The 23,574-nt window shown below is 45.9% G+C and carries 23 protein-coding genes; 3 read left to right on the top strand and 20 right to left on the bottom strand.

Translation table 11 applies throughout. From position 1 onward, the window contains the following. Positions 1–5 precede the first annotated feature (5 nt). Complete coding sequence (locus BT127_RS01875; RefSeq protein ID WP_075423335.1) at positions 6–392, top strand: metal-dependent transcriptional regulator; 387 nt, start codon at positions 6–8, stop codon at positions 390–392. Positions 393–439: 47 nt separating this feature from the next. Here the strand turns inward: BT127_RS01875 and BT127_RS01870 are convergent, their stop codons facing one another. After that, positions 440–658: a helix-turn-helix domain-containing protein gene (locus BT127_RS01870; protein ID WP_075423334.1), complete on the bottom strand. Its 219-nt coding sequence runs from the start codon at positions 656–658 to the stop codon at positions 440–442. A gap of 302 nt (positions 659–960) precedes the next feature. On the opposite strand from BT127_RS01870, the gene BT127_RS01865 reads away from it, so the two are divergent. After that, positions 961–2,028 carry a hypothetical protein gene (locus BT127_RS01865; RefSeq protein WP_075423333.1) on the top strand — a complete coding sequence of 356 codons (1,068 nt, stop codon included), beginning with the start codon at positions 961–963 and terminating at the stop codon, positions 2,026–2,028. Positions 2,029–2,084: 56 nt separating this feature from the next. Further along, on the top strand, positions 2,085–2,399 hold the full coding sequence (locus BT127_RS01860; RefSeq protein WP_075423332.1) for a hypothetical protein: 315 nt from the start codon (positions 2,085–2,087) through the stop codon (positions 2,397–2,399). A gap of 133 nt (positions 2,400–2,532) precedes the next feature. Here the strand turns inward: BT127_RS01860 and BT127_RS01855 are convergent, their stop codons facing one another. From BT127_RS01855 to atpE (BT127_RS01765), 19 genes are all read right to left on the bottom strand, one after another. Further along, the gene (locus BT127_RS01855; RefSeq protein WP_075423331.1) at positions 2,533–4,824 is read right to left on the bottom strand and encodes a cellulase family glycosylhydrolase; all 2,292 of its coding nucleotides are present in this window, start codon (positions 4,822–4,824) and stop codon (positions 2,533–2,535) included. A gap of 436 nt (positions 4,825–5,260) precedes the next feature. Continuing rightward, positions 5,261–5,887: a redox-sensing transcriptional repressor Rex gene (locus tag BT127_RS01850; protein ID WP_075423330.1), complete on the bottom strand. Its 627-nt coding sequence runs from the start codon at positions 5,885–5,887 to the stop codon at positions 5,261–5,263. 5 nt (positions 5,888–5,892) lie between these two features. Then, positions 5,893–7,278: an NADPH-dependent glutamate synthase gene (gltA, locus tag BT127_RS01845; protein ID WP_075423329.1), complete on the bottom strand. Its 1,386-nt coding sequence runs from the start codon at positions 7,276–7,278 to the stop codon at positions 5,893–5,895. A 1-nt stretch (position 7,279) separates the two neighbouring features. Beyond that, entirely contained in the window at positions 7,280–8,119 is an 840-nt protein-coding gene (locus BT127_RS01840) for a sulfide/dihydroorotate dehydrogenase-like FAD/NAD-binding protein (RefSeq protein WP_075423328.1), read from the bottom strand. Between the two features lie 282 nt (positions 8,120–8,401). Beyond that, complete coding sequence (locus BT127_RS01835) at positions 8,402–9,352, bottom strand: LysR family transcriptional regulator (RefSeq protein ID WP_075423327.1); 951 nt, start codon at positions 9,350–9,352, stop codon at positions 8,402–8,404. Positions 9,353–9,382: 30 nt separating this feature from the next. Next, positions 9,383–10,153 (bottom strand): CAP domain-containing protein, encoded by a 771-nt coding sequence (locus BT127_RS01830; RefSeq protein WP_075423326.1) that lies wholly within the window; start codon positions 10,151–10,153, stop codon positions 9,383–9,385. Beyond that, entirely contained in the window at positions 10,150–10,728 is a 579-nt protein-coding gene (locus BT127_RS01825) for a sugar O-acetyltransferase (protein ID WP_075423325.1), read from the bottom strand. Before BT127_RS01825 ends, BT127_RS01830 begins: the two co-directional genes overlap by 4 nt. Before the next feature lie 88 nt (positions 10,729–10,816). Then, the gene (locus BT127_RS01820) at positions 10,817–12,007 is read right to left on the bottom strand and encodes a D-alanine--D-alanine ligase family protein (RefSeq protein ID WP_075423324.1); all 1,191 of its coding nucleotides are present in this window, start codon (positions 12,005–12,007) and stop codon (positions 10,817–10,819) included. Between the two features lie 131 nt (positions 12,008–12,138). Next, positions 12,139–13,875, bottom strand: coding sequence for a UDP-N-acetylmuramoyl-tripeptide--D-alanyl-D-alanine ligase (locus BT127_RS01815; RefSeq protein WP_075423323.1), 1,737 nt, complete (start codon positions 13,873–13,875; stop codon positions 12,139–12,141). Positions 13,876–13,890: 15 nt separating this feature from the next. After that, positions 13,891–14,664 carry an alpha/beta fold hydrolase gene (locus tag BT127_RS01810; RefSeq protein WP_075423322.1) on the bottom strand — a complete coding sequence of 258 codons (774 nt, stop codon included), beginning with the start codon at positions 14,662–14,664 and terminating at the stop codon, positions 13,891–13,893. Between the two features lie 442 nt (positions 14,665–15,106). After that, a complete protein-coding gene (gene secF / locus BT127_RS01805) occupies positions 15,107–16,075 on the bottom strand; it encodes a protein translocase subunit SecF (RefSeq protein WP_075423321.1) in 969 nt (322 codons plus the stop codon). Further along, positions 16,072–17,481 carry a preprotein translocase subunit SecD gene (locus BT127_RS01800; protein ID WP_075423320.1) on the bottom strand — a complete coding sequence of 470 codons (1,410 nt, stop codon included), beginning with the start codon at positions 17,479–17,481 and terminating at the stop codon, positions 16,072–16,074. Before BT127_RS01800 ends, secF begins: the two co-directional genes overlap by 4 nt. A gap of 229 nt (positions 17,482–17,710) precedes the next feature. After that, positions 17,711–18,121 carry an ATP synthase F1 subunit epsilon gene (gene atpC, locus BT127_RS01795; RefSeq protein WP_075423319.1) on the bottom strand — a complete coding sequence of 137 codons (411 nt, stop codon included), beginning with the start codon at positions 18,119–18,121 and terminating at the stop codon, positions 17,711–17,713. Between the two features lie 15 nt (positions 18,122–18,136). Next, on the bottom strand, positions 18,137–19,534 hold the full coding sequence (gene atpD / locus BT127_RS01790) for a F0F1 ATP synthase subunit beta (RefSeq protein ID WP_075423318.1): 1,398 nt from the start codon (positions 19,532–19,534) through the stop codon (positions 18,137–18,139). An 80-nt stretch (positions 19,535–19,614) separates the two neighbouring features. Next, positions 19,615–20,532, bottom strand: coding sequence for an ATP synthase F1 subunit gamma (atpG, locus tag BT127_RS01785; protein ID WP_075423317.1), 918 nt, complete (start codon positions 20,530–20,532; stop codon positions 19,615–19,617). Between the two features lie 11 nt (positions 20,533–20,543). Then, positions 20,544–22,565, bottom strand: a complete 2,022-nt coding sequence (gene atpA, locus BT127_RS01780; RefSeq protein ID WP_075423316.1) for a F0F1 ATP synthase subunit alpha — start codon at positions 22,563–22,565, stop codon at positions 20,544–20,546. After that, entirely contained in the window at positions 22,565–23,053 is a 489-nt protein-coding gene (gene atpF, locus BT127_RS01775) for a F0F1 ATP synthase subunit B (protein ID WP_075423315.1), read from the bottom strand. The genes atpA and atpF overlap by 1 nt, the downstream gene beginning before the upstream one ends. 37 nt (positions 23,054–23,090) lie before the next feature. Continuing rightward, positions 23,091–23,309, bottom strand: coding sequence for an ATP synthase F0 subunit C (atpE, locus tag BT127_RS01770; protein WP_075423314.1), 219 nt, complete (start codon positions 23,307–23,309; stop codon positions 23,091–23,093). 26 nt (positions 23,310–23,335) lie between these two features. After that, positions 23,336–23,554 (bottom strand): ATP synthase F0 subunit C, encoded by a 219-nt coding sequence (gene atpE / locus BT127_RS01765; RefSeq protein ID WP_075423314.1) that lies wholly within the window; start codon positions 23,552–23,554, stop codon positions 23,336–23,338. Positions 23,555–23,574: the final 20 nt, after the last annotated feature.

The raw sequence follows: 23,574 nt of genomic DNA, 5'->3' as shown, positions 1-23,574 counted from the left end.
TAAATATGAAACACTGTGCAGGACAGATCAAATACCTTATCGCAATAAAAGAGCTTACAGATTCGGATGAATACGTAAAATGCGTAAGCATATCCCGTCATCTCGGGGTATCTCGTCCAAGCGTAAGCAAAATGCTGCGCTGCCTTGCCAATTCGGGACTTGTCTATGAGGACTACTGCAACAGCGTTGTTCTCACTCCCGAGGGTGAAAAAACTGTAGAGGAGATTTTCGCAAACTTCAACGAAGTTTACACATTCTTCCATAAGTTCCTTAAGCTCCCCGCAGAAGAAGCGCACACACAATCAATACTATTCATCACAGAATTCCCTAAAGACACCTGCGAAAGACTTAAAAGCATCGTAAAACGAACAATCAAAAAAAGAACATCTTAAATGCATACAGCCGTAAAGAAGGATAACTTCTTCACGGCTGTTTTCTTTTATCTGCGCTTGTACGGACGTTTTTCATTTGTAAGTCCGAGGATATAATCCGTACTTGTTCCATAGAGCTTTGCAAGCTTGATAACTACGTTAACGGGTACTTCACGGAGTCCCCGCTCGTATTTGGAATACAGTGACTGGTCACAGAAAAGATATTCCGAGATCTCACGCTGAGTTCTGTCGCTGTCTTCTCTGAGGTCTTTTATACGGGTATACATGTCCTCACCGCCTGTTAAATAGTTTAATCAAATACCAATAGTTTCGTAACTATTGCGATAGTTTTAAAACCATCGGTTTTCTCTGATTACATTATAAAACATTGCAGTGGGGTATATACGAAAATAGGACTAATAGTCCTTGACTATACGTCCTATAAAAATATCATAAAAATATTAAATTAAATATATTTACATGTATAGTTGCCTGTTTTACGCTAAAAGCGCTTGACAAACGGTCGAATAGATGCTATAATCATCTTAGGACGGATAGTCCTTACAATACTTCCGAAAGGGTGATATATATGGCTACTGTAACTCAAAGGATAAAACAGATAAAACAGCCCTATGGCGGCTATCTTCCGCCGTCTATGTTTACTGTTACCGATTATAACGACAATACGGATCTTTGTCCGACAGAGAACATATCCCCTTCAACAATCGGTTCTGTTGTTGAATACCTTTCGGCTTTAGTTATGGGTATTCCATTCAAACAGGCTTTTGAAGAGCCTATCAGTGGATGTAAGCTTGCTTCCTCGATCATAGGTTTAAACGAAGGCACAAATCCCGGCGTTATATTTGAAGTTGCATACGATGATATCTTTTCAAACATCACAGGTTTAGATGACCTTTCTATTATTTCTGCATGTAAAGCCTGTGTTTTCGGACTATTCACAAAAAATATGAACGCGGGAATAGCTTCATTAGGCAGAGGAGATCTTGATAAATCACCAGACAGATTCACCATTCATAATATCAGGACTATGGTTAAAAGAACGGTAACTTTCTTCAATAAATACGGTCCTGTTTTAAAACATGGATTCTCATTCGATCCAATCAACAGCACAGAAAATAAAAAGGCCAGCTTCTCTATAGGTACAATATCAAGTTACGGCGGTTATACTTCCACCGTAAATGCAGGATACGGTGATTTTCTTACCCGAAACGGTATGTGGGATATCAAAGTATTATCAAGCCAAATATCTTCTCAGAATACATTACAGCTTCTGATGTATTGGATTATGGGCAGACATTCAGGCAGATTCGAGTTCAAACAAATAAACAAAATCGGCTTCTTCAATCCAAGGCTGAATAAAGCATACATACTCAATACCGTTGCCATTTCTGAAAGTTTAATAAGCGAGATAGAAAATAATGTTATCTGTTACGAAACCAGTGAACAGACTACTCCTAATTACAGAAGTTTAAATAATGCCGCTATGTATCCAAACACGCCAAATCAGTTTCCTACAGAACCTGATAATTCTTTTTCAAATGATAACACCCAAGCATGGCTCACTTCTTTTATAACAATTAGCAGCATAATCATTATCGGCATTGTAGTATTATGCTTATTTATAGCAAGTCTTTAATGAATGAATGAATACAAACCGATCAACAAAATTCCCGATGAAAAGGAGGTCTAACTATGTTCGACGATAACGATCCTTTCAATAATATCGATCCATTCAAGGAGGATATCGGCGTCTGTCCACTCTGCGGCATACCGTTGGATGCGATATATTCTATGGGCGGATTCTGTATTGCCTGCGCTCAGAACGAATTATGCGGTGAAAACGATTATCCTGACGAACTGTATGAAACTCCGCCTAAGAAGATACCGCCGCCTCAGGAAAAAGCTCCCGATAAAAATACGGAGAACGTTAATTATCTTCCCGTATACATACTGCTTGGCGTGATATGTCTTGCGGTTCTGATAATATGCATTATGTACGATACTTGAATAAATATGCTCCTAAAAAACTGCGGACGGCTTATCGGTCGTCCGCAGTTTTTTATTAACTATTCAAAAGCCCCCTGAAACAGCCGCCCCCCCTATTGGGGGACCGGTGGCAATTATTTATAGGGGGATTGAATCAGCCGAGTGATTTAACAGGAAGTGCTGAAGCACTTATCTGCTTTGAATCAACATACTGGATAGCAAGAGCATCCATAGCTGTGATTCCGTCTGTACCGTCAAATGTATCTGCATTTGCCAGTGCCTGATCTTCCAGGTCATACTTTTTAGAATTTGCTATATACTGGAGTATAGCAAGTGCATCTGCGAGAGTAACATTGCCGTCGAGGTTTGTATCGCCGACTACTGTTGGCTCTAAAGCAGGAGTTGTTATAGGCTGAAGAGCCTCTGTAGGAGCCTGTGTTGGTTCCTCTGTAGCAGGCTGTGTAGGAGCCTCTGTAGGTGCCTCAGTTGCAGGCTCTGTAGGAGCCTCTGTTGCGGGCTCTGTAGGCTGCTCAGCAACTGCTGCAATTTCTCTATAGCCCTTGATGTCTACCTTATCGAAGTTGCTCCAGATCTGGAACTCGCCCTGTTCAACTGTAGCAGGAACTTCTTCAAGAGGAATTGTAACTATGAGCTTACCGTCTGCGTCAGTCTTGCTCTTCCACTCGATCTGAGTCCAGTCGTCACCCTTCATGAAGCCTAAGCAGCCGTTGAGTGATGTATTCGGCTCGCCTTCGATAGTAACTTCGAGGCCGTTAGCTCTGTCCATACCAGCGAACTTGATCTTAGCGATCTTAGCAGTTGCCTCAGGCTCAGGGATATCTCCCTCAGGAGCTTCGAGGATGTTTATAGACTCAACAGTTGTGAGCTTAGGTGTCTTAGCCTGCATATGTGCGATAGTTGTAGGATCATCGCCCCATGCATCCGGAACCTTTGCCATGTTGTAGTAAGCGATTCCGTTTTCCTTATCTATATCGTATGGCTTTACCTCTGTCCATCCGCCGTATTTAGCATCTGAGAAGCAGAGTAAAGGTGTAGATCCTGTGAATTTGATAGCAACTTCCTTGCCTTTGAGCTGTGACCACTCAACTTCGCCGTCACCGCCGGGAGTTGTATTCTTGTATTCCTTATCAAGGGAAGCATCCAGTTCGTAAGGTCCTGCGAGGAATTCAGTACCCTCTTCGTAAGCCTGATGCTGAACAGTTGGAATGTGTCTCTCGCTTGCCCACTGGATAGACTCATCGTCCATGATCTCCATCATCTTGTTGATGATAGGAAGGCTTGCTTCATGCCATTCGCCTGTTTCACGGTCGATATAGCCGTGGCACTCGCCAGGATCCCTTGGATTTGTAACAGTGTTGTTATCCCACAGACAGCAAGGAATACCATACTTCTTAGCTGTTGTGAAATACTGTGTTGTCCAAGCTACACGAGCCTCAGTGTTATTGAAGTTAGATGTACCCATCTCACCGATAACAACAGGGATATCTCTATCAAGGAAAGTATCACGCATACCCTGGAGGATATTTGCAAGGTTAGCAGAGTAAGCGCTTGTGAATACTGAGTGATCCTTAACAGCTGTATTCATTGTGAAGTCGTAAGGAGTGTAAGCGTGTATAGAAACAGCTACATACGGATCGTTAGGAACATCGATAGCTTCGAGGAACTGTGTTTCAGCGCTTGCACAGTAGCCTGGGAGCATCAGGAGACGAGTTTTAGCGTAAGGACCGTCACCGCTTCTGATGAGGTCTACGAAATCGTGCTCGAGCTTGTTGATAACATCACACTCGGGAACTGCTTCTGCAGCCCACCACTCGTGAGGCTGACCAGCAGCACGAGGCTCGTTCATGCACTCGAAAATGAGGTGCTGGTCATAATCCTTGAACTCTTCAGCGACCTGAGTCCAGATCTTCATGAGTCTTGGCTTGATCTCATCATATGCATCAACTAAATCGCCTCTGTTTATCCAGTTCTCATGGTGAACGTTAAGGATGATGTACATATCGTTCTTGATACCGTAATCAACGATCTCCTTAACACGAGCAAGCCACTCGGGATCGATGTTGTCATTTTCATCAAGATGCTGGAACCATGTTGTAGGGATACGGACTGTGTTGAATCCCTTAGCCTTAAGAGCATCAAACAGAGTCTGATTAGCCTTCGGGCATCCCCATGCAGTTTCTGATTCAACACCTGCATGAGCAGAAAGAACAGACTTCTTAGGATTCTCAGGATCAGGTTCTGAAACTGTAGCATCCATAGTGTTACCGAGGTTCCAGCCTATCTTCATATTCTCAGTGATCTCGAACGCAGTCATAGTATCAGCTGCGTCTGCGATGAAGTAATCTGCAGGAACGATATTAAGCGAAGCCAGCATACAAACAGCAGCTGCTAAGAAGCTGACAAAGCGCTTTACATTATTGTTCATATGAAAACCCTCCCATTTTAATTGTAAAAAAATTCATGTTTTTGGAGTCCAGTGCAGTAAACTCCGACAATATCTGGTCAGTCATGCTTATCAAGAGCAATAACTGACTGATTACATTTTCATTTTACCATAGGTTTTTGCAAAAGTCAACGTATTAAACTGTAGAATTCTGCAAAATCATTTTAGTCAGACTGCACAATAAAACACGATAATTTTTGTTGGTTAAGCACACAATAATTAATTCTAAATGAATAAGTAATATAATATAATTTAGGCTCAAAAAGCCAGATATGCGTATTTACAGGGATTTTCGGTAATTATGTACGATATAAATATTGGTAATAAAATATAATTTGGCATTTTCGGACTCTCTCAAAGCAGAACAGCCGCAGAGAGTTATTCCACCTCCCTGCGGCTGTCATTAACATATTATTTTTCACTGTCCGCATCGCGTAAGCATTGCAAGAGTCAGTGATATATTTTCATTATGAACCTTTACTCCATGAGGAACATTAAGGTGTACAGGCGCAAAATTCAGGATATATCTGATACCTGCATCCGTCATGACAGTGCAGACCTCCTGAGCAGCGCTTTCGGGCACGGTTATGATACCGATGTTTACATTTTCACGCTGACAGAATCCTGCAAGCTCGCTTATATGGAGTATACAGTGTCCGCCTATCTCCGTTCCGACTATACCCTCATCGCAGTCGAAACCGCCGAGAATATCGAATCCATAAGCCTCAAAGCCCTTATACTCCAGCATAGCCCTGCCGAAATTTCCCATACCTGCAACAACAACACCGTCACGGTTGCCAAAGCCGAGAAAGCTTCCTATATCGCTTATAAGTTCCTCGGTGGAATAGCCTATTTTAGGCCTTCCGCCGCTGCTTACTGATGCAAGGTCCTTTCTGACCTGTACATCGTTCAGTCCCAGTGCATCCGCAATAGCGGTAGCTGAGATATGTCCCGACCTGCGCTTCTCCGAGAGAGACATAAGGTAATTAAGGTACAACGGCAGGCGCTGAAGCGTCTGAGAGGTTATATTCTTATCGTTAACCATAAGCTTTATTTATTCTGCATATACTCATCCATTGCAGCAGCAGCTTTCTTTCCTGCACCCATTGCAAGTATAACTGTAGCTGCACCTGTTACGGCATCGCCGCCTGCGTAAACGCCTTCCTTAGAGGTCTTACCTGCCTCATCAGCAACGATTCCGCCCCATTTCTGAGTATCAAGGCCTGAAGTAGTGGACTTGATGAGTGGGTTAGGTGAAGTACCGATAGACATGATAACGCAGTCTGCATCTATCTCGATGAATGCGCCCTCTATCGGAACAGGCTTTGCTCTGCCTGAAGCATCAGGCTCTGAAAGCTCCATCTGCTGACATACAACGCTCTTTACCCAGCCATCCTCAGTGGACTTTATTTCAACAGGGTTTGTAAGGAACTTGAAGATTATGCCCTCTTCCTTTGCATGCTCAACTTCCTCAGCTCTTGCAGGAAGCTCAGTCTCTGTACGTCTGTAAACAATGTAGACATCTGCGCCGAGTCTCTTAGCGCAGCGAGCAGCGTCCATAGCAACGTTACCGCCGCCGACGATGACTGCCTTTGTGCCTGCCTTGATAGGTGTAGAGCTGTCAGGCTTGTAAGCCTTCATAAGGTTTATACGTGTAAGGAACTCGTTTGCGGAGTAAACTCCGTTAAGGTTCTCACCTGGGATATTCATGAATCTCGGAAGTCCTGCACCAGAGCCGATGAATACGCTCTCGAAGCCTTCCTCCTTCATAAGCTCGTCCACGGAAATAGTCTTGCCCACAACGGTATTTGTCTCTACCTTTACGCCGAGAGCCTTAAGTCCCTCTATCTCCTTCTGAACGATAGACTTAGGAAGACGGAATTCAGGGATACCATAGGAGAGAACTCCTCCTGCAACGTGGAGAGCCTCGAATACAGTAACATCATAGCCCTTCTTTGCAAGGTCGCTTGCACATGCAAGACCTGAAGGACCTGAACCGATAACTGCTGCCTTGTGACCGTTTGAAGCAGGCTTATTTACAGCAGTCTCAGGCTGAGCGTTGTGCCAGTCTGCAACGAAGCGCTCAAGACGTCCGATAGCAACAGGCTCGCCCTTTATTCCGCGGACGCACTTGCCCTCGCACTGATTCTCCTGCGGACATACTCTTCCACAGACAGCAGGAAGTGAGCTTGAACGTGCGATAACTTCGTAAGCACCTGCGAAGTCGCCCTCTGCGACCTTTGCAATGAATGCAGGTATATCTATCTGTACGGGACATCCTGTAGTACAAGGCTTGTTCTTGCAGTTAAGGCAGCGCTTAGCTTCATCTATAGCCTGTTCCTCGGTATATCCGAGAGCAACTTCCTTAAAGTTCTTGTTTCTTACATCAGGCTCCTGTACGGGCATCTCGTTTTTCTTCAAAGACATATTAGCCATTTCACTTTACCTCCTTGAACAGATTGCAGGCTTCTTCATAGGCGTGACGCTCGAAGGGCTTATACATAGCACCTCTTGCCATAGCCTCGTCGAAGTCGATAAGGTGTCCGTCGAACTCTGGACCGTCAACACATGCGAACTTAGTCTCTCCGCCAACAGTCAGACGGCATCCTCCGCACATACCTGTACCATCGATCATTATCGGGTTCATGGAAGCAACAGTCGGTATCTCGTACTCCTTAGTGAGACGACAGACGAATTTCATCATGATAAGAGGACCAATAGTGATAACTCTGTCATACTTCTCGCCGCTTTCGATGAGCTTCTTGAGAGCGTCTGTAACGAGTCCCTTTTCGCCTGCTGTACCGTCATCGGACATAAGTACGAACTTGGATGAAGCAGCTCTGAATTCGTCCTCGAGTATAACGAGGTCCTTGTTTCTGAAGCCGACTATAGAATGAACCTCAACACCGAGGTCATGGAGCTTCTTTGCAACGGGATAAGCAATAGCGCATCCCACACCGCCGCCTACAACAGCTACCTTTTTGAGTCCTTCTGTCTCTGTAGCACGTCCGAGAGGGCCAACAAAGTCCTGAAGGCAGTCGCCTTCGTTAAGGTGATTGAGCTTTTCTGTAGTAGCGCCAACTATCTGGAATATAATTGTAACAGTACCTGCATTACGGTCGAAATCCGCAATTGTCAGTGGTATACGTTCACCCTCACTGTCAGTACGAAGAATGATGAACTGTCCCGGCTCTGCCTTCTTGGCAACACGGGGAGCATTTATCTTCATAAGAGTAACAGTGGGGTTTAGGCTTCTTTTTTCGAGAATTTCAAACATTGTCCTGAACCTTCCTTAGCATATATTTCGCCGTCGCCGTTGACGACGATAACGTAATCATATTATAACATAGTAGTTATGCCGATTCAAATATATCTTCCGAATATCGATATTCGGTTATCGATATTGCACGTTCCTATCCGAACTTCCATAAAACGGTAAAAAACCGAAAAAAACAATAGCGTCTGCCGAATTACCGCCATAGAGGGCGATTCGGCAAACGCTTCATATTATCATTTTGATTATACTATTCAGGAATAACATTATTCCGTTTTTAATATGTCATATATATTCCCTGAAAGCAGCTTCGTTCCTTACCTCATACAGCTTGTTTACCAGCGCAAGCTCACTCGGAGAGAGCTTTCTTCCGCTGGAATAGATCAGCATATCCTTGAAGTTATTATCGGGGAACTCGCATTTTCTCTGCACCAGTCCGTACTTGCCGCAAAGACTGTCGGGAACGGGAGAATCCAGCATAAAGGACTGCGGAACTGTAAGAAGGAAGTCCAGAGCGCTTCCGCGGTCGAACATATAAACTCGTCTTACCTTTGTGCCCTCGGGACGGTTAGCCTCAAAGAGCTTATCCACTGCTCCTGCTATGTAAGGAACCGCGTCGTCACCCTGTGCAAGCTCGGCATAATGAGCCGAAAGCTCACCGTAGGTCAGGTTCTCCTTTTCAGCGGCAGGATGCTCCGCGGACATTACCGCAAGCTGCTGATACTCCCACAAGAGCTGACTTTCAAGGTTCTTTTCCGCAAGGAAGTCCATGAAGTACTTCTCGTGAGCGGCATTGAACCTGATTATACCGAAGTTATAGCCGTTTTCACGTACATTCTCGATAGTTCTCAGGGAATTGGTCTCACAGAAATAGACCTCCATATCGTCCGAAGTGTCGGAAGCTGCAATAAACTCGGAAAGTGCCTTCGAGATATATCCCGCACGGGGAACGGATATACGCATTTTTCTGTCCCTCGGCTTGTTAGGGGAGCTTATAGCCTCCATATTGTCTATCTGTATGAGTATCTGCTTTGCACATGCAAGAAACTTCATACCCTGATCCGTTGGTATAACACCCTTTGAAGTTCTTCGGAATATAGTTATACCAAGCGAATTTTCCAGTTCTTTTATAGCCTTACTGAGATTCGGCTGAGCCATATACAGATTTTCTGCAGCTTGTGTTATAGATCTTGTTTTTTCGATTTCTACGGCATATCTGAAATGCAGTGTGTTCATGGTCCAGTCCCTCCTTTTTGCTGAACTGTATTAAGGTATGTATTCACCTGAAAGGCTGCTTCCGCATTCTATGAATACGGCTGCCCAGTACCACCTTCCGTTTACATTGGGATCAGGTCTCAGCCCTATTCCGACATGAGTGGACTCTCTTCGTATCATAGCGTTATGGTGACTCGGAGAATCTACCCACAGCTTGAAAGCGGTATCAACGTTTTTATCGCACATGGCAATATTTTCGGCAGCATACATAAATGGAGCCTTTCTTTCGTCTATCATATCAAAGACCTGCGTTCCGTTGGGACGGGTATGGCTGAAGCCCTTGTAAAGCTCGCCTGCACGGATATCAGCTATATCACACAGATAGGGCAGCACCTTAAGAGGCGGCGCACCGAAAGTGCTGCGCTCCTTGTTGAACTGTCTTACCATTTCATCTATGCTTGCTGATCGGTACTGACTTTCCGATACGCCCGACCTGCTGTTCATGCTGAAGTATTCAAGACTTCCGCTCTTACCTGTCGAAAGATAGGCATAATACTGCATAACCAGCGATGAATCAGAGGCATCTATCCTGCCATTCTTATCAGCATCCGCAGCCTTTTTTTGTGCTGCCGAAAGTGTCGAACTGCCCTTAACGGAAAGTGCGGAATACTCCATAAGTATCTTCGTAGCATCGGATGAATCCACCATACCGTCGCCGTTGACATCGCCGAGTGCGTTATCCGCAGCCGATGCGGAAAATCCGCCTGTAAATGCAGCAGAAAGTACTATACACGAAAGAACTGCCGCAAGTTTCAGTTTCATTTAAGCTCACCCTTATCTGCATCAGTCAGCTGTTTAATTACCTTGCAGGGATTTCCTGCTGCAACTGTGCCGGAAGGGATATCGGAAGTTACTACGCTTCCAGCGGCGATAACTACATTATCTCCGATAGTAACTCCCGGAAGTATGCATACGTTTCCGCCTATCCAGACATCGTTGCCTATATTTATGGGCTTAGCACATTCAAGACCTTGTCTTCTTGTTTCTGCGTCGAGCGGATGCTCGGCAGTGTATATTCCGCAGTTCGGACCTATAAACACATTATCGCCGATAGCTACCTCAGCGCAGTCGAGGATAACACAGTTATGGTTTATATAAAGATCGTTGCCTGAGAATATATTATAGCCGTAATCGCAGAAGAAATCGGGTTCTATCCACGTATTCTCGCCCTTGAAGGGAAGAAGTCTGTCGAGTATCCTGTCTTTTTTCAGATAGTCATTGTAAGTTGCTGAGTTGAATTCCATGCAGAGCTTTTTCGCAGCTGCTCTTTCAGCGAGCAGTTCTCTGTCGTTAGCGTTATAAAGCTCTCCTGCCTGTAGTTTTTCCTTTTCTGTCATTGTCTTGACCTCCTTATTCGGGAACTATGCCCATGATTATTTTATTTCACTGCCGTAAAAGCAGTTATATGCATTTCTGATACCTTAATTAGCGCTTGCTGCCCTTGCTGCCGAAGCTTCCGCCCATTGAAAGGATATTTGTATCGAATGTGTAGTTTATCTTCTGGGACTGTCTGTGGCGCTTAAGTGCAAGCTGTATCATTCTTTCAAGAAGCTGAGGATACTTCACGCCCTTTGGCTCCCAGAGATAGAATGCCAGTGAACCCGGGATAGTATTTATCTCGTTGATATAAACCTTATCCGTAGCCATATCTATCATGAAATCGATACGTGTAACGCCGTTGCAGCCGAGATAACGGAATGCATCAACAGCGGTCTTTCTGATGAATTCATCCTGTTCGGGAGTTATATCAGCAGGTATCTTTCTCTTAAGTGTAGCCATACCCTTGCTGCCGCCGGACTTACCGCCGCCTACATACTTCTGCTCGTAGCTGAGGATATCATCATCGCTTGCCTGTACAGGCTCTTCACATACAGAAGCTTCAGCTTCCTCGCTGTCGCCGACTACAGAGCAGTTTATCTCCTTGAGCTGAACTACAGCAGGCTCGATGAGGATACGGTCCGCAAACTGGAAAGCCTCTTCAACCGAACGGATAAGGCCGTCCCTGTCGCTTGCCTTTGAGATACCAACGCTGGAACCGAGGTTGATAGGCTTTACGATAACAGGATAGGGGAACTTGCCCTCTACCTTTGAAACGATGCTGTCCATTTCGTCTATCTCATAGGATGAGAAGCGGCAGCAGTCCAGAACAGGGAATCCTGCTTCCTTAAGGAGTATCTTCATTACGTATTTATCCATACCTACAGCAGAAGCAAGAACATCGCATCCTACGTATGGCAGGTCGAGAGTCTGAAGATAACCCTGAAGAGCGCCGTCCTCAACGTTAGTACCGTGAACGATAGGGAATGCTATATCAACGTCAGAGATAACGTTTGAACCGAACTTCTTCAGCTTCTGACGGATGAGCTGTACCTTTCCTTCGGATGAGCGCACAAATACGCACTCTGTAGCCTCTGCAAGAAGTGCAGGGATATCCTTGAAGCTGTTTATATCGAACATTTTCTCGCTTGTATAGAACTCGCTCTTCTTTGTCATATAAACAGGGATTATGTTATACTTCTCCTTATCCATGCTTGCCATTGCCTGCACAGCAGAAATGACTGAAACCTCATGCTCGACGCTTCTTCCGCCGAAAAGAACTGCAAGATTGATCTTCATTGTAATTACTCCTTTTATTTGAGCCGTTAGCCATTAGCCGTTAGCTATCAGCTGTCAGCTTAAGATTTTCAAATATTATTGCACAGCAATACCATAAGCTAAAGGCTAAAAGCTAATAGCTAAGGGATTTATTAATAATTGTCGGGCAGGTCGTTCTCTAAAAGGACTACCTTCTTCTTATCGGTCTGATAGGACTGCGCCTTTGCAAGGGCGTCGTTGAGTCCGTCAGCCACATATACCTTATCCATATCATAGCCTGCATCCTTGATGCCGTTGTATATGGGTTTAGTCTGTTCCTTGCCTACGAGTATGATATAGTCGCAGGACTTTGCTGCCTCCTGACCGAACTCGAAGTTCAGTTCCTCCTGCTTTGCGCCAAGCTCGACCATACCGGGAGTTACCAGTATGCGGCAGGCATCAAAGAGTCCCAGAACAGCAAGTGCCGCACGGCATCCGCTAGGGTTGGAGTTGTAGGCATCGTCGATATAGGTAAGGCCGTTTCCCTTGTCAAGGAGCTGTAAACGGTGCGGTACAGCGGCGATGCGCTTAACAGGAAGCACCAGTTTTTCGAGTGCTATGCCTGTACCGTGAGCGTAGGCTATAGCTCCGAGGACGTTCTGTACGTTATGCTCGCCCAGAAGCTTCATAGAGAAGCGGCAGGTCTCGCCTGAAGGCGTGGTAACTGTAAACTCGGTGCCTCTGTCCGATACGCTGACATCGGTAGCACGGTAGCTGTTGCCCTCCTGAAGTCCGTAGAGCACAGCGCCCGGATACTCGGGAGCCTTTTTGCGGATGAGCTCGTTGTCGCCGTTGAGGTATATCTTACCGCCCTTTGCCTTGACGCAGTCCGCAAGCTCGAACTTTGTGTTTACTACATTTTCGATAGAACCGAAGGTCTCAAGGTGCTGAGGGCCTACGGAAGTGATGATACCGTCATGAGGCTCGGCGATATCGCAGAGCTCCTTTATCTCGTGAACTCGTCTTGCGCCCATTTCGCAGATGAAATACTCGTGAGTCGGTTTGAGGTCACGGCGGACGGTTATGGTAACACCCATCGGAGTATTGAAGCTCTCGGGAGTCTTAAGTGTCTCGTACTTTGAGCTGAGAAGTTCGCTGAGATAGAACTTCATGCTGGTCTTGCCGTAGCTTCCTGTGATGCCGACCTTGTGCAGTGAAGGCATATCTGCAAGCTTCTTCTTGGCATCGTTGATGTACCACTTGTTTATTGCAGTTTCTATCGGCTTGTTGATGATATTTGAAAGAGGAACAAGTATCGGAGTCAGACAAACAGCCAGTGCAGAAAGCACATACGGCTTTGTGTTCTTGAACCAAATTTTTTCGGTGATCTCAGCCGTTGTATTCAGGCCGCTGTCAACAACGCCATCGATCGATGTCATATAAGTTACACTATTCTGTGCAGATGCTATTTCTGCAATGATAAAAAGTGCGATAAGAATGAAGAAAGTTGTCATCATTCTCTTGACTCTTGCTGTATATACCAGAGGCTTCTTGAACTTCTTGCCCGGCTTGTTTGCAATTATAAGTCCGATATTGAAAACGGTCAGCACACCGAGACAAATGAAGAAAAGCGGAGCCACAAAAGGTACGTATCTCGGTTCGCCCATGACCTCGCCTTTTGACTGAACAGGATCAAGAGTCGGCATATAAGGATGCAGGAACAGCATGAAGACCGAAACAAGTATCATCAGTACATTGGGGATATAGCGCTTTTTGTTCTTCTTCATCCACCATGAATGTTCGGGAGTCTTATATCCGTTCAGCTGAAGCATATGGAACTCTCTCAGTCCCATAAACACGATCGCAGCAAGCGAGATAGCCGTAAATATTAACCATAAAACGATATTCATTAAAAAGTCTGCTCCTTAATCATCTAATTTCATAAACGAGGACATTACCCTGTTGAATGTGAACTGCTGATCTAAAAAGGAATAATGTCCCGCAGGCTCAAGCTTTACAAGTCCCGCATCGGGGATAAGCTTCTCCATTTTTTCGCCGTCCGAAAGGGGAGTTGCAGTATCGTTCACGCCCCATACGAGCAGTGTCGGGCACTTTATATTCGGCAGATAGGGCTCTAAGTCCTCATTGACTACCTTGACCATTACCTGTCTCATCATCGGAGAAGCGGCAGCGTAGTCCGCACTTCCCATTTTCTTGCGGAAGTTCTCCAGTGCATCGGGGAATATCTTCTTTACTATGCCCCATGAAAGGACTGTTCTACCAAGCTTGTAATAGCGTGTTCTCCAGCTCTTTTTGTTGGACTTCGGCGGCATTATACCTGCGCTGTCCACGAGGATGACCTTTGTGACCTTGAAAGGCAAGTCATTGCGGCTGTGCATCTTTATTATGACACGTCCGCCGAAGCTGTGTCCCAGAAGCATTACTTCCTTTGTATCATAGTCCTTAAGGAAATCGATGACGAACTGCACATATGAGCTTACGTCCCAGACTTCCTTCGGCTCGTCGCTCTTGCCGAATCCGGGCATATCCATTGCCACGACCTTATACTTCTTTGAAAGAAGCTCGATCATATTGGCAAACAGAGTTATATTGCTTCCCCAGCCGTGCAGAAGCACGATAAGGTCGCCCTCGCCTTTTTCCTCATAGTTGATATTCAGACCGTTTACTGTTTTTATCAATTCTATTATCTCCGATTCATTATATATTTAAGGCATCACCGCACAAAGCTTGTGCTGAAGATGCGCCGACAGATTTTTCGTCAGATTGTATAGAAATTCCGAAGGCATACCGACGTATGTCAAGGGATTTCTGTGCAAGATGACGAAAAACATGTAAGCAGAATCAGTGCAAAGCCGTCAGGCAGGCTTTGTGCGGTGTTGCCTTAAGATAAGTATATGCATATCAGGTCTTTAAACGACCGCATATACACATTAATTATATCATGATGCGGTGTTAATGTCAATTCTTTTGAGGCAAGTTTTCAACATTTAAGGCATTTGTACAGAAGTTTATGTGTGTCTTACGCCATAAAAAACTTTGAGGAAGGTCCCTTTGAAAGGAACCTTCCTCATTAAAGCATGTATTATCTTTTTACATTTCCCTTTTGGTCAGGGAAAACTATCATGCAGCCTTTTTCTTTGCCTCTCTTGCCTTAAGCCATGACCATGTTACAGGTGCAACGAAAAGCGATGAGTAAGTACCTGAAATAAGACCGAATACCAGCGGTACAGAGAAGCTGAGGAGCGAATTGTATCCGCTTATCATAACTACGATAGTAACGATCAGCATTGTACCGATAGTTGTGACAGAAGTTCTTATTGAACGTGTGAGAGACTGTGTGCATCCTAAGTTGATAAGCTCGTTAAGGCTTGCCTTGGGATAGAGTGCTCTGTTCTCTCTGATTCTGTCGTAGATAACGATAGTGTTGTTTATCGAATAACCAAGTATAGTGAGTATAACTGCAACTATATTTGAGTTGAACTCGAAACCGAAGAGGATAGAAGAAGCAAGTGCAACAAGAAGGTCTGTACAAAGTGCGAATACAGCACAGAGACCTGCTGACCAGCCGCCTATCTTTCTGAATCTGATAGCTATGTAGATGATGATAACGATAGCAGCAAATACGATAGCTATAAGACACTTAAGCAGGAACTCACGTCCTGATGAAGGACTTACGTCGTTTGAATCCGAAAGCTCGATAGCGTTTGATGAGAACTGCTGCTGAAGAGCTTCAGTAAGCTCATGCTGTCTGTCAGCGTTGAGGCCTTCCTCTGATGTAAAGGAAACTGTAAGCTGCTTTCCGCCTGTATCAAGAGCCTCACCTGAACGTACAGTAACAGGAACGTTTACGATATTCTTGACTGCGGACTGTACATCATTTGTATTGATATCGCCTGAGTAGTTATATGTAAGCATTGTACCGCCCTTGAACTCGATAGCAAAGTTGACGCCTCTTACGAGTATACCAACTATCAGGGCAATAACGATACCGATGAATATGCCGAGTATCATTTTCTTCTTTGAACAGAAGTTGTATACCTTTATGTCGGGCTTTTTCTGAGCAGCTGTCTTTTTGTTGTTCTTACTCATTTAACGTCACCTCCATAAAGCTTTCTGTTCTGGAGTCCTTTGAACTTGGAAAGTGCAGTTACCATAAGTCTTGCAAAGAACACGCCGAAGATGAAGTTGCATACAACACCTGCAAGGAGTGTGAAACCGAATGAGTAAACAACGCCTTCTGTAGTAGCGCCGAACATTCTGAATATCGTGCTGTTGAGTATCTTCGAGAAGAAGCTTGAAGGTACACCGAAAGCACCCATAAGGATGATAGCGATGATAACGTTTGTAACGTTACCGTCGAGGATAGCAGAGAATGCTCTCTTGTAAGCAACTCTGATAGCTGAATCAAGGTTCTTTCCTGAGCGAAGCTCTTCCTTGATACGCTCGCCTGTGATGATATTGGCGTCAACACCCATACCAACAGAGAGGATGATACCTGCGATACCGGGGATAGTAAGAGTTGAACCAGGCATGAATCCGAACCAGCCTGTGATAGCTGCGATAGAACCTGCGATCTGTCCGCAGAGAGCGATAACAGCTACGAATCCCGGAACCTTGTAAAGCACTATCATGTATAAAGCAATGAATGCGAATGCGATAGCTGCTGCGAGGAGGATAGCATCCAGTGAACCTTCACCCATAGTAGGTGAAATGGTCTTGAAGCTCTTAGTTTCCATCTTGAATGGAAGAGCACCTGAGTTTATCTGGTCTGCAAGCTTCTTTGAAGACTCTGCATCAAAGTTGCCTGTGATGATAGCGTTTCCGTCTGTGATAGCGCTGTTGACTGAAGGAGCAGATATCATATTGTTATCCATCCAGATAGAGATAGGTGTGCTTGAACCTGCGAGCTCGCCTGTAGCTGTTGCGAACTTCTCTTTACCTGAAGGATTGAGCTTGAGTGATACTACCCACTGATAGTCACCGTAGTCATTCGGCTGCTGACCATAGCCTGCTTCAGCTATATCAGTACCGTTGAGGACTATCTCTCCTGTAGGGGTAACATTGCCCTCTTCGTCCGTATCCGAATCTGTACCCTTGCGGAAAGTGAGCTCTGCCATTTCGCCGAGCTCCTTGACAGCAGCTTCAGGATCGAAATCGCTCTCGCCTGCCTGCCATGGGAAGCGGACGATTATTCTGTCGCTTTTTGCGTCGCTGTAAACTTCGTTATCGTTGATACCAAGAGAAGAAAGTCTTGTTTTCATTGTCTCGGTAGCTGCATCGAGCTGAGAATCCGTAGCGTCGAAATCTCCCGAAGGAGCGAACGTAACGTCAACGCCGCCCTTGATATCAATACCGAGACGAATATCGTCAACGCCCTTGATAACAGTGGTAGCATTATCGCCGAAGTAGTAATCGAGACCGATAACTGCTGATGCGGCGAACAGCGCAATGAGCACAACAACGATAAAGAAAGTGGATTTGCCGATCTTTTTCACGTTTCTGTGCCTCCTAAATGTTTTTACGGATCAAAGGATCCTAAAGTCTTACGACAATTACAATTATTGTACTATATTTTCCTAAAAAAGTCAAGTAAATAGATAATAAATGTTCATATTTCAAGAATATGCACAATTAGAGAAGTTGATTTTTGGAATTATCAACATATAAAACCGAGCTGTCAAAATGTAGGGGCGGATGACTTCATCCGCCCTCTGTTATGTTATATCACTTGAAGTGCTTCTGTGATATCTTAAGACGGTTCATTGCACGGTTAAGGGCAGCCTGAGTCTGGTAATACTCAAATATGCTCTGCTTCTGACGGAGCTTTTCCTCTGCTCTCTGCCTTGCTTCCTCCGCACGCTTGATATCTATCTCCTCGGGAAGCTCGCATGAATCCGCAAGTATTACGGATTTTTCGGGCATTACCTGTATGAAGCCTTCGGATATGGCAGCGTATTTCCATTCGCCGTTCACCATATATTTCAGCTCGCCTGTAGGCAGACAGGTTACAAGAGGCTCATGACCTGCCATGATGCCGAGAAGTCCGTCTATAGCGGTTATTACAAGATGCTCGCATTCTCCCTTGAAGAATACGCGGTCTGTTGCGATTATTTCAAGCTGAAAGGTCCTTGCCACAGCGGTCAGCCTCCCTTACTCGTTATCCTCTATCTGCTTAGCCTTCATGAGAACGTCATCGATAGTACCTGCCATAAGGAACGCAGCCTCGGGGTATTTATCCATATCACCCTCGATGATAGCCTTGAATCCCTCGATAGTGTCCTTGATAGGCACGTATTTGCCTTTGAGTCCTGTAAAGTTCTCTGCAACATTGAAAGGCTGAGAGAGGAACTTCTGTATTTTTCTTGCACGGTATACCGCAAGCTTATCCTCTTCGTCCAGTTCCTCCATACCGAGTATGGCGATGATATCCTGAAGCTCCTTATACTTCTGGAGAAGCTCCTGGGTACGTCTTGCAACGTAGTAATGCTCCTCGCCGACTATCTCAGGTTCGAGGATACGTGAATTGGACTCCAGCGGATCAACTGCGGGGTAGATACCCTGTTCAACTATCTTACGCGAAAGAACGGTAGTTGCGTCCAGATGTGCGAAAGTAATAGCAGGTGCAGGGTCCGTAAGGTCATCGGCAGGTACGTATACCGCCTGAACGGAAGTGATAGAACCGTTCTTTGTGGATGTGATACGCTCCTGAAGTTCGCCCACTTCGGTAGCCAGTGTAGGCTGATAACCAACGGCAGAAGGCATACGTCCGAGAAGTGCTGATACCTCCGAACCTGCCTGTACGTAACGGAATATATTATCGATGAACAGAAGAACGTCCTTGTGCTCACGGTCACGGAAGTACTCAGCCATTGTAAGGCCTGTCTGAGCAACACGCATACGTGATCCGGGAGGCTCGTTCATCTGACCGAAAACCAGCGCTGTCTTGCTGATAACGCCGCTTTCCTGCATTTCGTTCCAGAGGTCGTTACCCTCACGGGAACGCTCTCCGACGCCTGTGAATATCGAATATCCGCCGTGCTCGGTAGCGATATTGCGGATAAGCTCCTGGATAAGTACGGTCTTACCAACGCCTGCGCCTCCGAAAAGGCCTATCTTACCGCCCTTTGCGTAAGGTGCGATAAGGTCGATTACCTTGATGCCTGTTTCAAGGACTTCGACAACAGGGCTCTGATCCTGGAATGTAGGAGCCTTGCGGTGTATCTCCCATTTTTCCTCTGTTTCGACTTCGCCCTGCTTATCGATAGGCTCGCCGAGAACGTTGAACATACGTCCGAGAGTTTTTTCGCCGACAGGCACCTTTATGCAGGAACCTGTAGCTGTAACCTCCATATTCTTGCTGAGTCCCTCACTGGTAGCAAGCATGATGCAGCGTACTATGTGGTTGCCCATATGCTGAGCGACTTCCATTACACGCTGTCTGCCGTCCACCTGAACGGTGAGAGCGTCCCTTATCATGGGGAGCTTTCCCGAGGGGAACTCAACGTCTATAACAGGTCCGATGACCTGTGTGATTCTTCCTTTTTCCATTTTTTTCTCCTTTTTTAAGAGAATTTTGGGACCTGACATTTTATACAGGGAACAGTGTTTCCCCATGTCCCTTTCAAAAACTAATCTTCATCTTCTTCAAGACTTTTAGCGCCGCCGCAGACCTCGGTTATCTCCTGAGTGATAGCCGCCTGTCTTGCACGGTTATACATCAGCGAAAGCTCACGTATCATATCCTTTGCACTGGTAGTAGCTGCGTCCATAGCCGTCATTCTCGACTGCTGCTCGCAGCAGAAAGCCTCTACCATAGCACCGTAGATGATACCCTTGGCGTACTGCGGTATAAGGTACTCCATAACCTTCTCAGGCGACGGTATGAACGAAGCCTTGGGGAGCTTCTTCATCTTGCCGTCGGGAGCCTTACCGAAATGTCGTCTGCTGAAGGGCAGAAGCTGCAGTGTTCGTGTTTCCTGAAGGCTTGAATTCACCATATCCGTATACAGCAGATATACCTCGTCCAGCTCGCCCTTTTCAAACTTCGCAAGTACCAGATCAGCGATCTCCTGAGCGCGGTAAAGTGTGGGGTTCTGGGTGGTATACAGGAACTCTCCGTCCAGTGAACCCTTCTTCTCCGAGCGGATACGTCTCTGGAAGTACATACGTCCAACCTGTCCCATAACGAACAGGTAGCAGTTTTCGGGATCGGCAGCTTCATCTATCTTGCTGTCGGTATATTTAAGGATATTGTGGTTATAGCTTCCGCAGAGTCCCTTATCGGCAGTGATGACTATGTAGCCTTTTTTACGCTTTTCCTCGGGGATATCGCTTCGTCTGTCGAAATACTCCTGACGTGTATGGGGAGTATGCTCCAGTACGCTTTCGATAGTTTCCTGAAGTGTGTAAAAGTAAGGCTCTGTGGAATCCAGTGCATTTCTCGCCTTTTTCAGCTTTGATGAGGACATAAGGTACATAGCGTTTGTGATCTTGAGTATCTGCTGTATGCTTGATACACGATCACGTATCTCTCTCATATTGGGCATACCCTCACCCCTTATTCCTCAAATGCAGTTATGATCCTTTCGATGCGCTCTGCAAGGTCATCAGTCATAACTTTGTTTTCATCTATCTCATTGATGATATCCTGTCCGTAGGTATTGATATAGCTCATAAGCTCCTGACGGTATTCACGGAGCTCCTTAAGCGGTATGCCGTCGAACAGACCGTGCTGTGCGGCATGGAGGGTTATAACCTGTTCCGCATGCGGAAGAGGATTATAAAGCGGCTGTTTCAGCAGCTCGGTGAGCATATGACCGTGATTCAGAAGGTCGGTAGTGGACTGGTCGAGCTCTGAGGAGAACTGTGTGAAGATCTCCATTTCCTTGAACTGTGCAAGGTCGATACGAAGGTTTCCCGCAGCCTTTTTCATTGCCTTTGTCTGTGCGGCACCGCCGACACGGGATACGGAAAGTCCGTAGTTGACCGCAGGACGCAGACCGCTGTTGAAAAGCTCGCTTTCGAGGAATATCTGACCGTCGGTAATGGAAATTACGTTAGTCGGGATATAAGCCGAGATATCGCCTGCAAGAGTCTCTATGATAGGCAGTGCGGTAAGTGAACCGCCGCCGTGTTCGTCATCAAGACGGCTGGAACGTTCAAGGAGTCTTGAATGGAGATAGAATACGTCACCAGGGTAAGCCTCACGTCCCGGCGGACGGTGGAGCAGAAGCGACATTGCACGATATGCAACGGCATGCTTCGAGAGATCATCGTATACTATCAGGACATCCTTGCCCTTGGACATGAAATACTCAGCGATAGCAGTACCCGAATACGGAGCGATATACTGGAAAGGTGCAGGATCGCTTGCAGAAGCGCATACTACTACCGAGTAATCCATAGCGCCGTATTTTTTAAGTGTATTTACTACCTGAGCAACTGTAGAGGACTTCTGACCTATGGCAACATAGATACAGATAACGTCCTGTGATTTCTGGTTGATAATGGTATCAAGAGCGATAGAGGTCTTACCTGTCTGACGGTCGCCGATGATGAGCTCACGCTGACCGCGTCCGATAGGGAACATCGAGTCTATGGCAAGTATACCTGTCTGGAGCGGTACATTTACCGATTTACGTTCGATAACTCCGGGAGCCTCACGCTCGATAGGGAAGTAATCATCAGCCTTTATGGGACCTGCTCCGTCGATAGGCGCACCAAGAGCGTCCACAACTCTGCCAAGGAGCTCATCGCTTACACCGATACCAGCTCTCTTGCCTGTGCGGACTGCCGATGAACCTTCTGTAAGTCCGTGGTCGTCTCCGAGGAGAACTACGCCTACAGTCTTTTCTTCAAGGCTCTGAACGATGCCTCTGACACCTGTTTCAAACTCTACAAGCTCGCCGTACATAACGCTGTTCATACCGCGAACTCTTGCGATACCGTCACCGAGACGGGTAATGAATCCTGTCTCTGTTGCACCTGATTTAAGCTTGAAATCTCTTACTTCTGTTTTAAGTACGGATATGATATCGCTTTCTTGGTACTCTCCGTCCTCGTCAGCAACCTCAGCAGCCTTTGACTGAAGAGTATCCTTCATTGCACGAAGGGCTGTACGATAGCTCTTATCGTACTCCTCATCACCTGCATTGAGGATGAAGCCGCCGAGGATATCGGGATCGTATCTGTACTCTATAGCAACGTCCTCTTTGACGAATTTATCCATGATAAACTGCTTGAGGTCTGCCTGCTGGGAATCTGTAAGGGGAGTTACATAGCGGACTACAGCTCTTATGCTTCCCTGTCTGTCGATGAGGATATCGGTATACTCCTCGAGTATCTCACTTATCCTTCCAATAGCGCCTTCTTTTATTACAGTCATCAGGAATCTTTCCATGCTCTGAGGGAAAAGACGCTTGATTATGCCGTGTTTCTCATCCTGAGTGACAAGGGGATTAGCCAGTGTTTCAGCAACATCGGGACAAGCAGTAAAAACGCCCTTTGCGGTCTCGTTATCCTCCTGGGAGATATCAAGACGGACCAGCTCTTTCAGAAGCTCCTTATCTGTGTCCTTCATTACTTTTCACCCTCCTCTTCGGAAAGGAATTCATCAACAAGGCGGCGGTTCTTCTCGTCATCGAGATTAGCGCCTACAACCTTTGAAGCAGCTGCGATAGCAAGGTCGGCGATCTGTGACTGAGCCTGCTGTATGATGCGCTTGCGCTCATTCTCGGCAGCCTTGCCTGCTGCTGTAACTATTTCTTCAGCCTCTTCCTGAGACTTCTTCATTATCATAGTCTTATCAGCCTCAGCGTCCTCGTGGGCCTTCATGATTATCTTGTTAGCCTCTTCCTTGGCGCTGCTGATAGAATCATCGTACTGCTGTCTGAGTGCTTCGGCTTCTTCTTTTGCCTTTTTAGCTGAATCGAGGTCATCCTGTACAGTACGTGTACGTTCATCCTTTATTTTATTTATTGGTTTGAAAAGGAAAATCCTCAGCAGTACAAACAGTATGATAACGTTTGCAACAGCCTCGAAAATGCTCCAGAATTCAAATTTAAGCATTATGTGTCCTCCTTATATATATTCTTTTTCAAACGGCTTACATTTTGCCGATAATAAGGAGTGCGATAACGAAACCGTAGATAGCTGTAGCCTCTGCGAGGGCACAACCCAGAAGAAGTGCTGTTCTGATATCGCCCTTAGCCTCGGGCTGACGTGCGATCGATTCTGTAGCCTTTGCAGTTGCGATACCTATACCAACACCTGCACCTGCACCTGTAAGAACGGCGATTGCCGCACCTAATGCTATCATTCCCATATTAATATACCTCCAAGTATGTATTGTTACATTTTACCGATTATAAGAAGCGCGATAACGAAACCGTAGATAGCTGTAGCCTCTGCGAGAGCACATCCGAGAAGGAGCGCTGTTCTGATATCACCCTTAGCTTCGGGCTGACGTGCGATAGACTCTGTAGCCTTTGCAGTTGCGATGCCTATTCCGACACCTGCGCCTGCACCTGTAAGAACGGCGATTGCCGCACCTAATGCTATCATTCCCATAATGATATACCTCCGTGAAG

Source organism: Ruminococcus sp. XPD3002, from assembly GCA_900119535.1.
In the GTDB taxonomy this organism is placed as follows: domain Bacteria; phylum Bacillota; class Clostridia; order Oscillospirales; family Ruminococcaceae; genus Ruminococcus; species Ruminococcus flavefaciens_H.
Note: the sequence above shows the minus strand (reverse complement) of the source record. Positions and strands in the feature narration are given on the sequence as shown.

What these genes read in the sequence shown, in the direction of transcription:
- atpA (WP_075423316.1), bottom strand. Translation starts at nt 22,565, where the DNA reads ATGAAGGACACAGATAAGGAGCTTCTGAAAGAGCTGGTCCGTCTTGAT.
- atpE (WP_075423314.1), bottom strand. Translation starts at nt 23,554, where the DNA reads ATGGGAATGATAGCATTAGGTGCGGCAATCGCCGTTCTTACAGGTGCA.
- BT127_RS01860 (WP_075423332.1), top strand. Translation starts at nt 2,085, where the DNA reads ATGTTCGACGATAACGATCCTTTCAATAATATCGATCCATTCAAGGAG.
- BT127_RS01850 (WP_075423330.1), bottom strand. Translation starts at nt 5,887, where the DNA reads ATGGTTAACGATAAGAATATAACCTCTCAGACGCTTCAGCGCCTGCCG.
- BT127_RS01855 (WP_075423331.1), bottom strand. Translation starts at nt 4,824, where the DNA reads ATGAACAATAATGTAAAGCGCTTTGTCAGCTTCTTAGCAGCTGCTGTT.
- BT127_RS01815 (WP_075423323.1), bottom strand. Translation starts at nt 13,875, where the DNA reads ATGAATATCGTTTTATGGTTAATATTTACGGCTATCTCGCTTGCTGCG.
- BT127_RS01840 (WP_075423328.1), bottom strand. Translation starts at nt 8,119, where the DNA reads ATGTTTGAAATTCTCGAAAAAAGAAGCCTAAACCCCACTGTTACTCTT.
- BT127_RS01870 (WP_075423334.1), bottom strand. Translation starts at nt 658, where the DNA reads ATGTATACCCGTATAAAAGACCTCAGAGAAGACAGCGACAGAACTCAG.
- atpF (WP_075423315.1), bottom strand. Translation starts at nt 23,053, where the DNA reads ATGCTTAAATTTGAATTCTGGAGCATTTTCGAGGCTGTTGCAAACGTT.
- BT127_RS01825 (WP_075423325.1), bottom strand. Translation starts at nt 10,728, where the DNA reads ATGACAGAAAAGGAAAAACTACAGGCAGGAGAGCTTTATAACGCTAAC.
- atpG (WP_075423317.1), bottom strand. Translation starts at nt 20,532, where the DNA reads ATGCCCAATATGAGAGAGATACGTGATCGTGTATCAAGCATACAGCAG.
- atpE (WP_075423314.1), bottom strand. Translation starts at nt 23,309, where the DNA reads ATGGGAATGATAGCATTAGGTGCGGCAATCGCCGTTCTTACAGGTGCA.
- BT127_RS01830 (WP_075423326.1), bottom strand. Translation starts at nt 10,153, where the DNA reads ATGAAACTGAAACTTGCGGCAGTTCTTTCGTGTATAGTACTTTCTGCT.
- BT127_RS01875 (WP_075423335.1), top strand. Translation starts at nt 6, where the DNA reads ATGAAACACTGTGCAGGACAGATCAAATACCTTATCGCAATAAAAGAG.
- BT127_RS01820 (WP_075423324.1), bottom strand. Translation starts at nt 12,007, where the DNA reads ATGAAGATCAATCTTGCAGTTCTTTTCGGCGGAAGAAGCGTCGAGCAT.
- atpD (WP_075423318.1), bottom strand. Translation starts at nt 19,534, where the DNA reads ATGGAAAAAGGAAGAATCACACAGGTCATCGGACCTGTTATAGACGTT.
- secF (WP_075423321.1), bottom strand. Translation starts at nt 16,075, where the DNA reads ATGAGTAAGAACAACAAAAAGACAGCTGCTCAGAAAAAGCCCGACATA.
- BT127_RS01835 (WP_075423327.1), bottom strand. Translation starts at nt 9,352, where the DNA reads ATGAACACACTGCATTTCAGATATGCCGTAGAAATCGAAAAAACAAGA.
- gltA (WP_075423329.1), bottom strand. Translation starts at nt 7,278, where the DNA reads ATGGCTAATATGTCTTTGAAGAAAAACGAGATGCCCGTACAGGAGCCT.
- BT127_RS01865 (WP_075423333.1), top strand. Translation starts at nt 961, where the DNA reads ATGGCTACTGTAACTCAAAGGATAAAACAGATAAAACAGCCCTATGGC.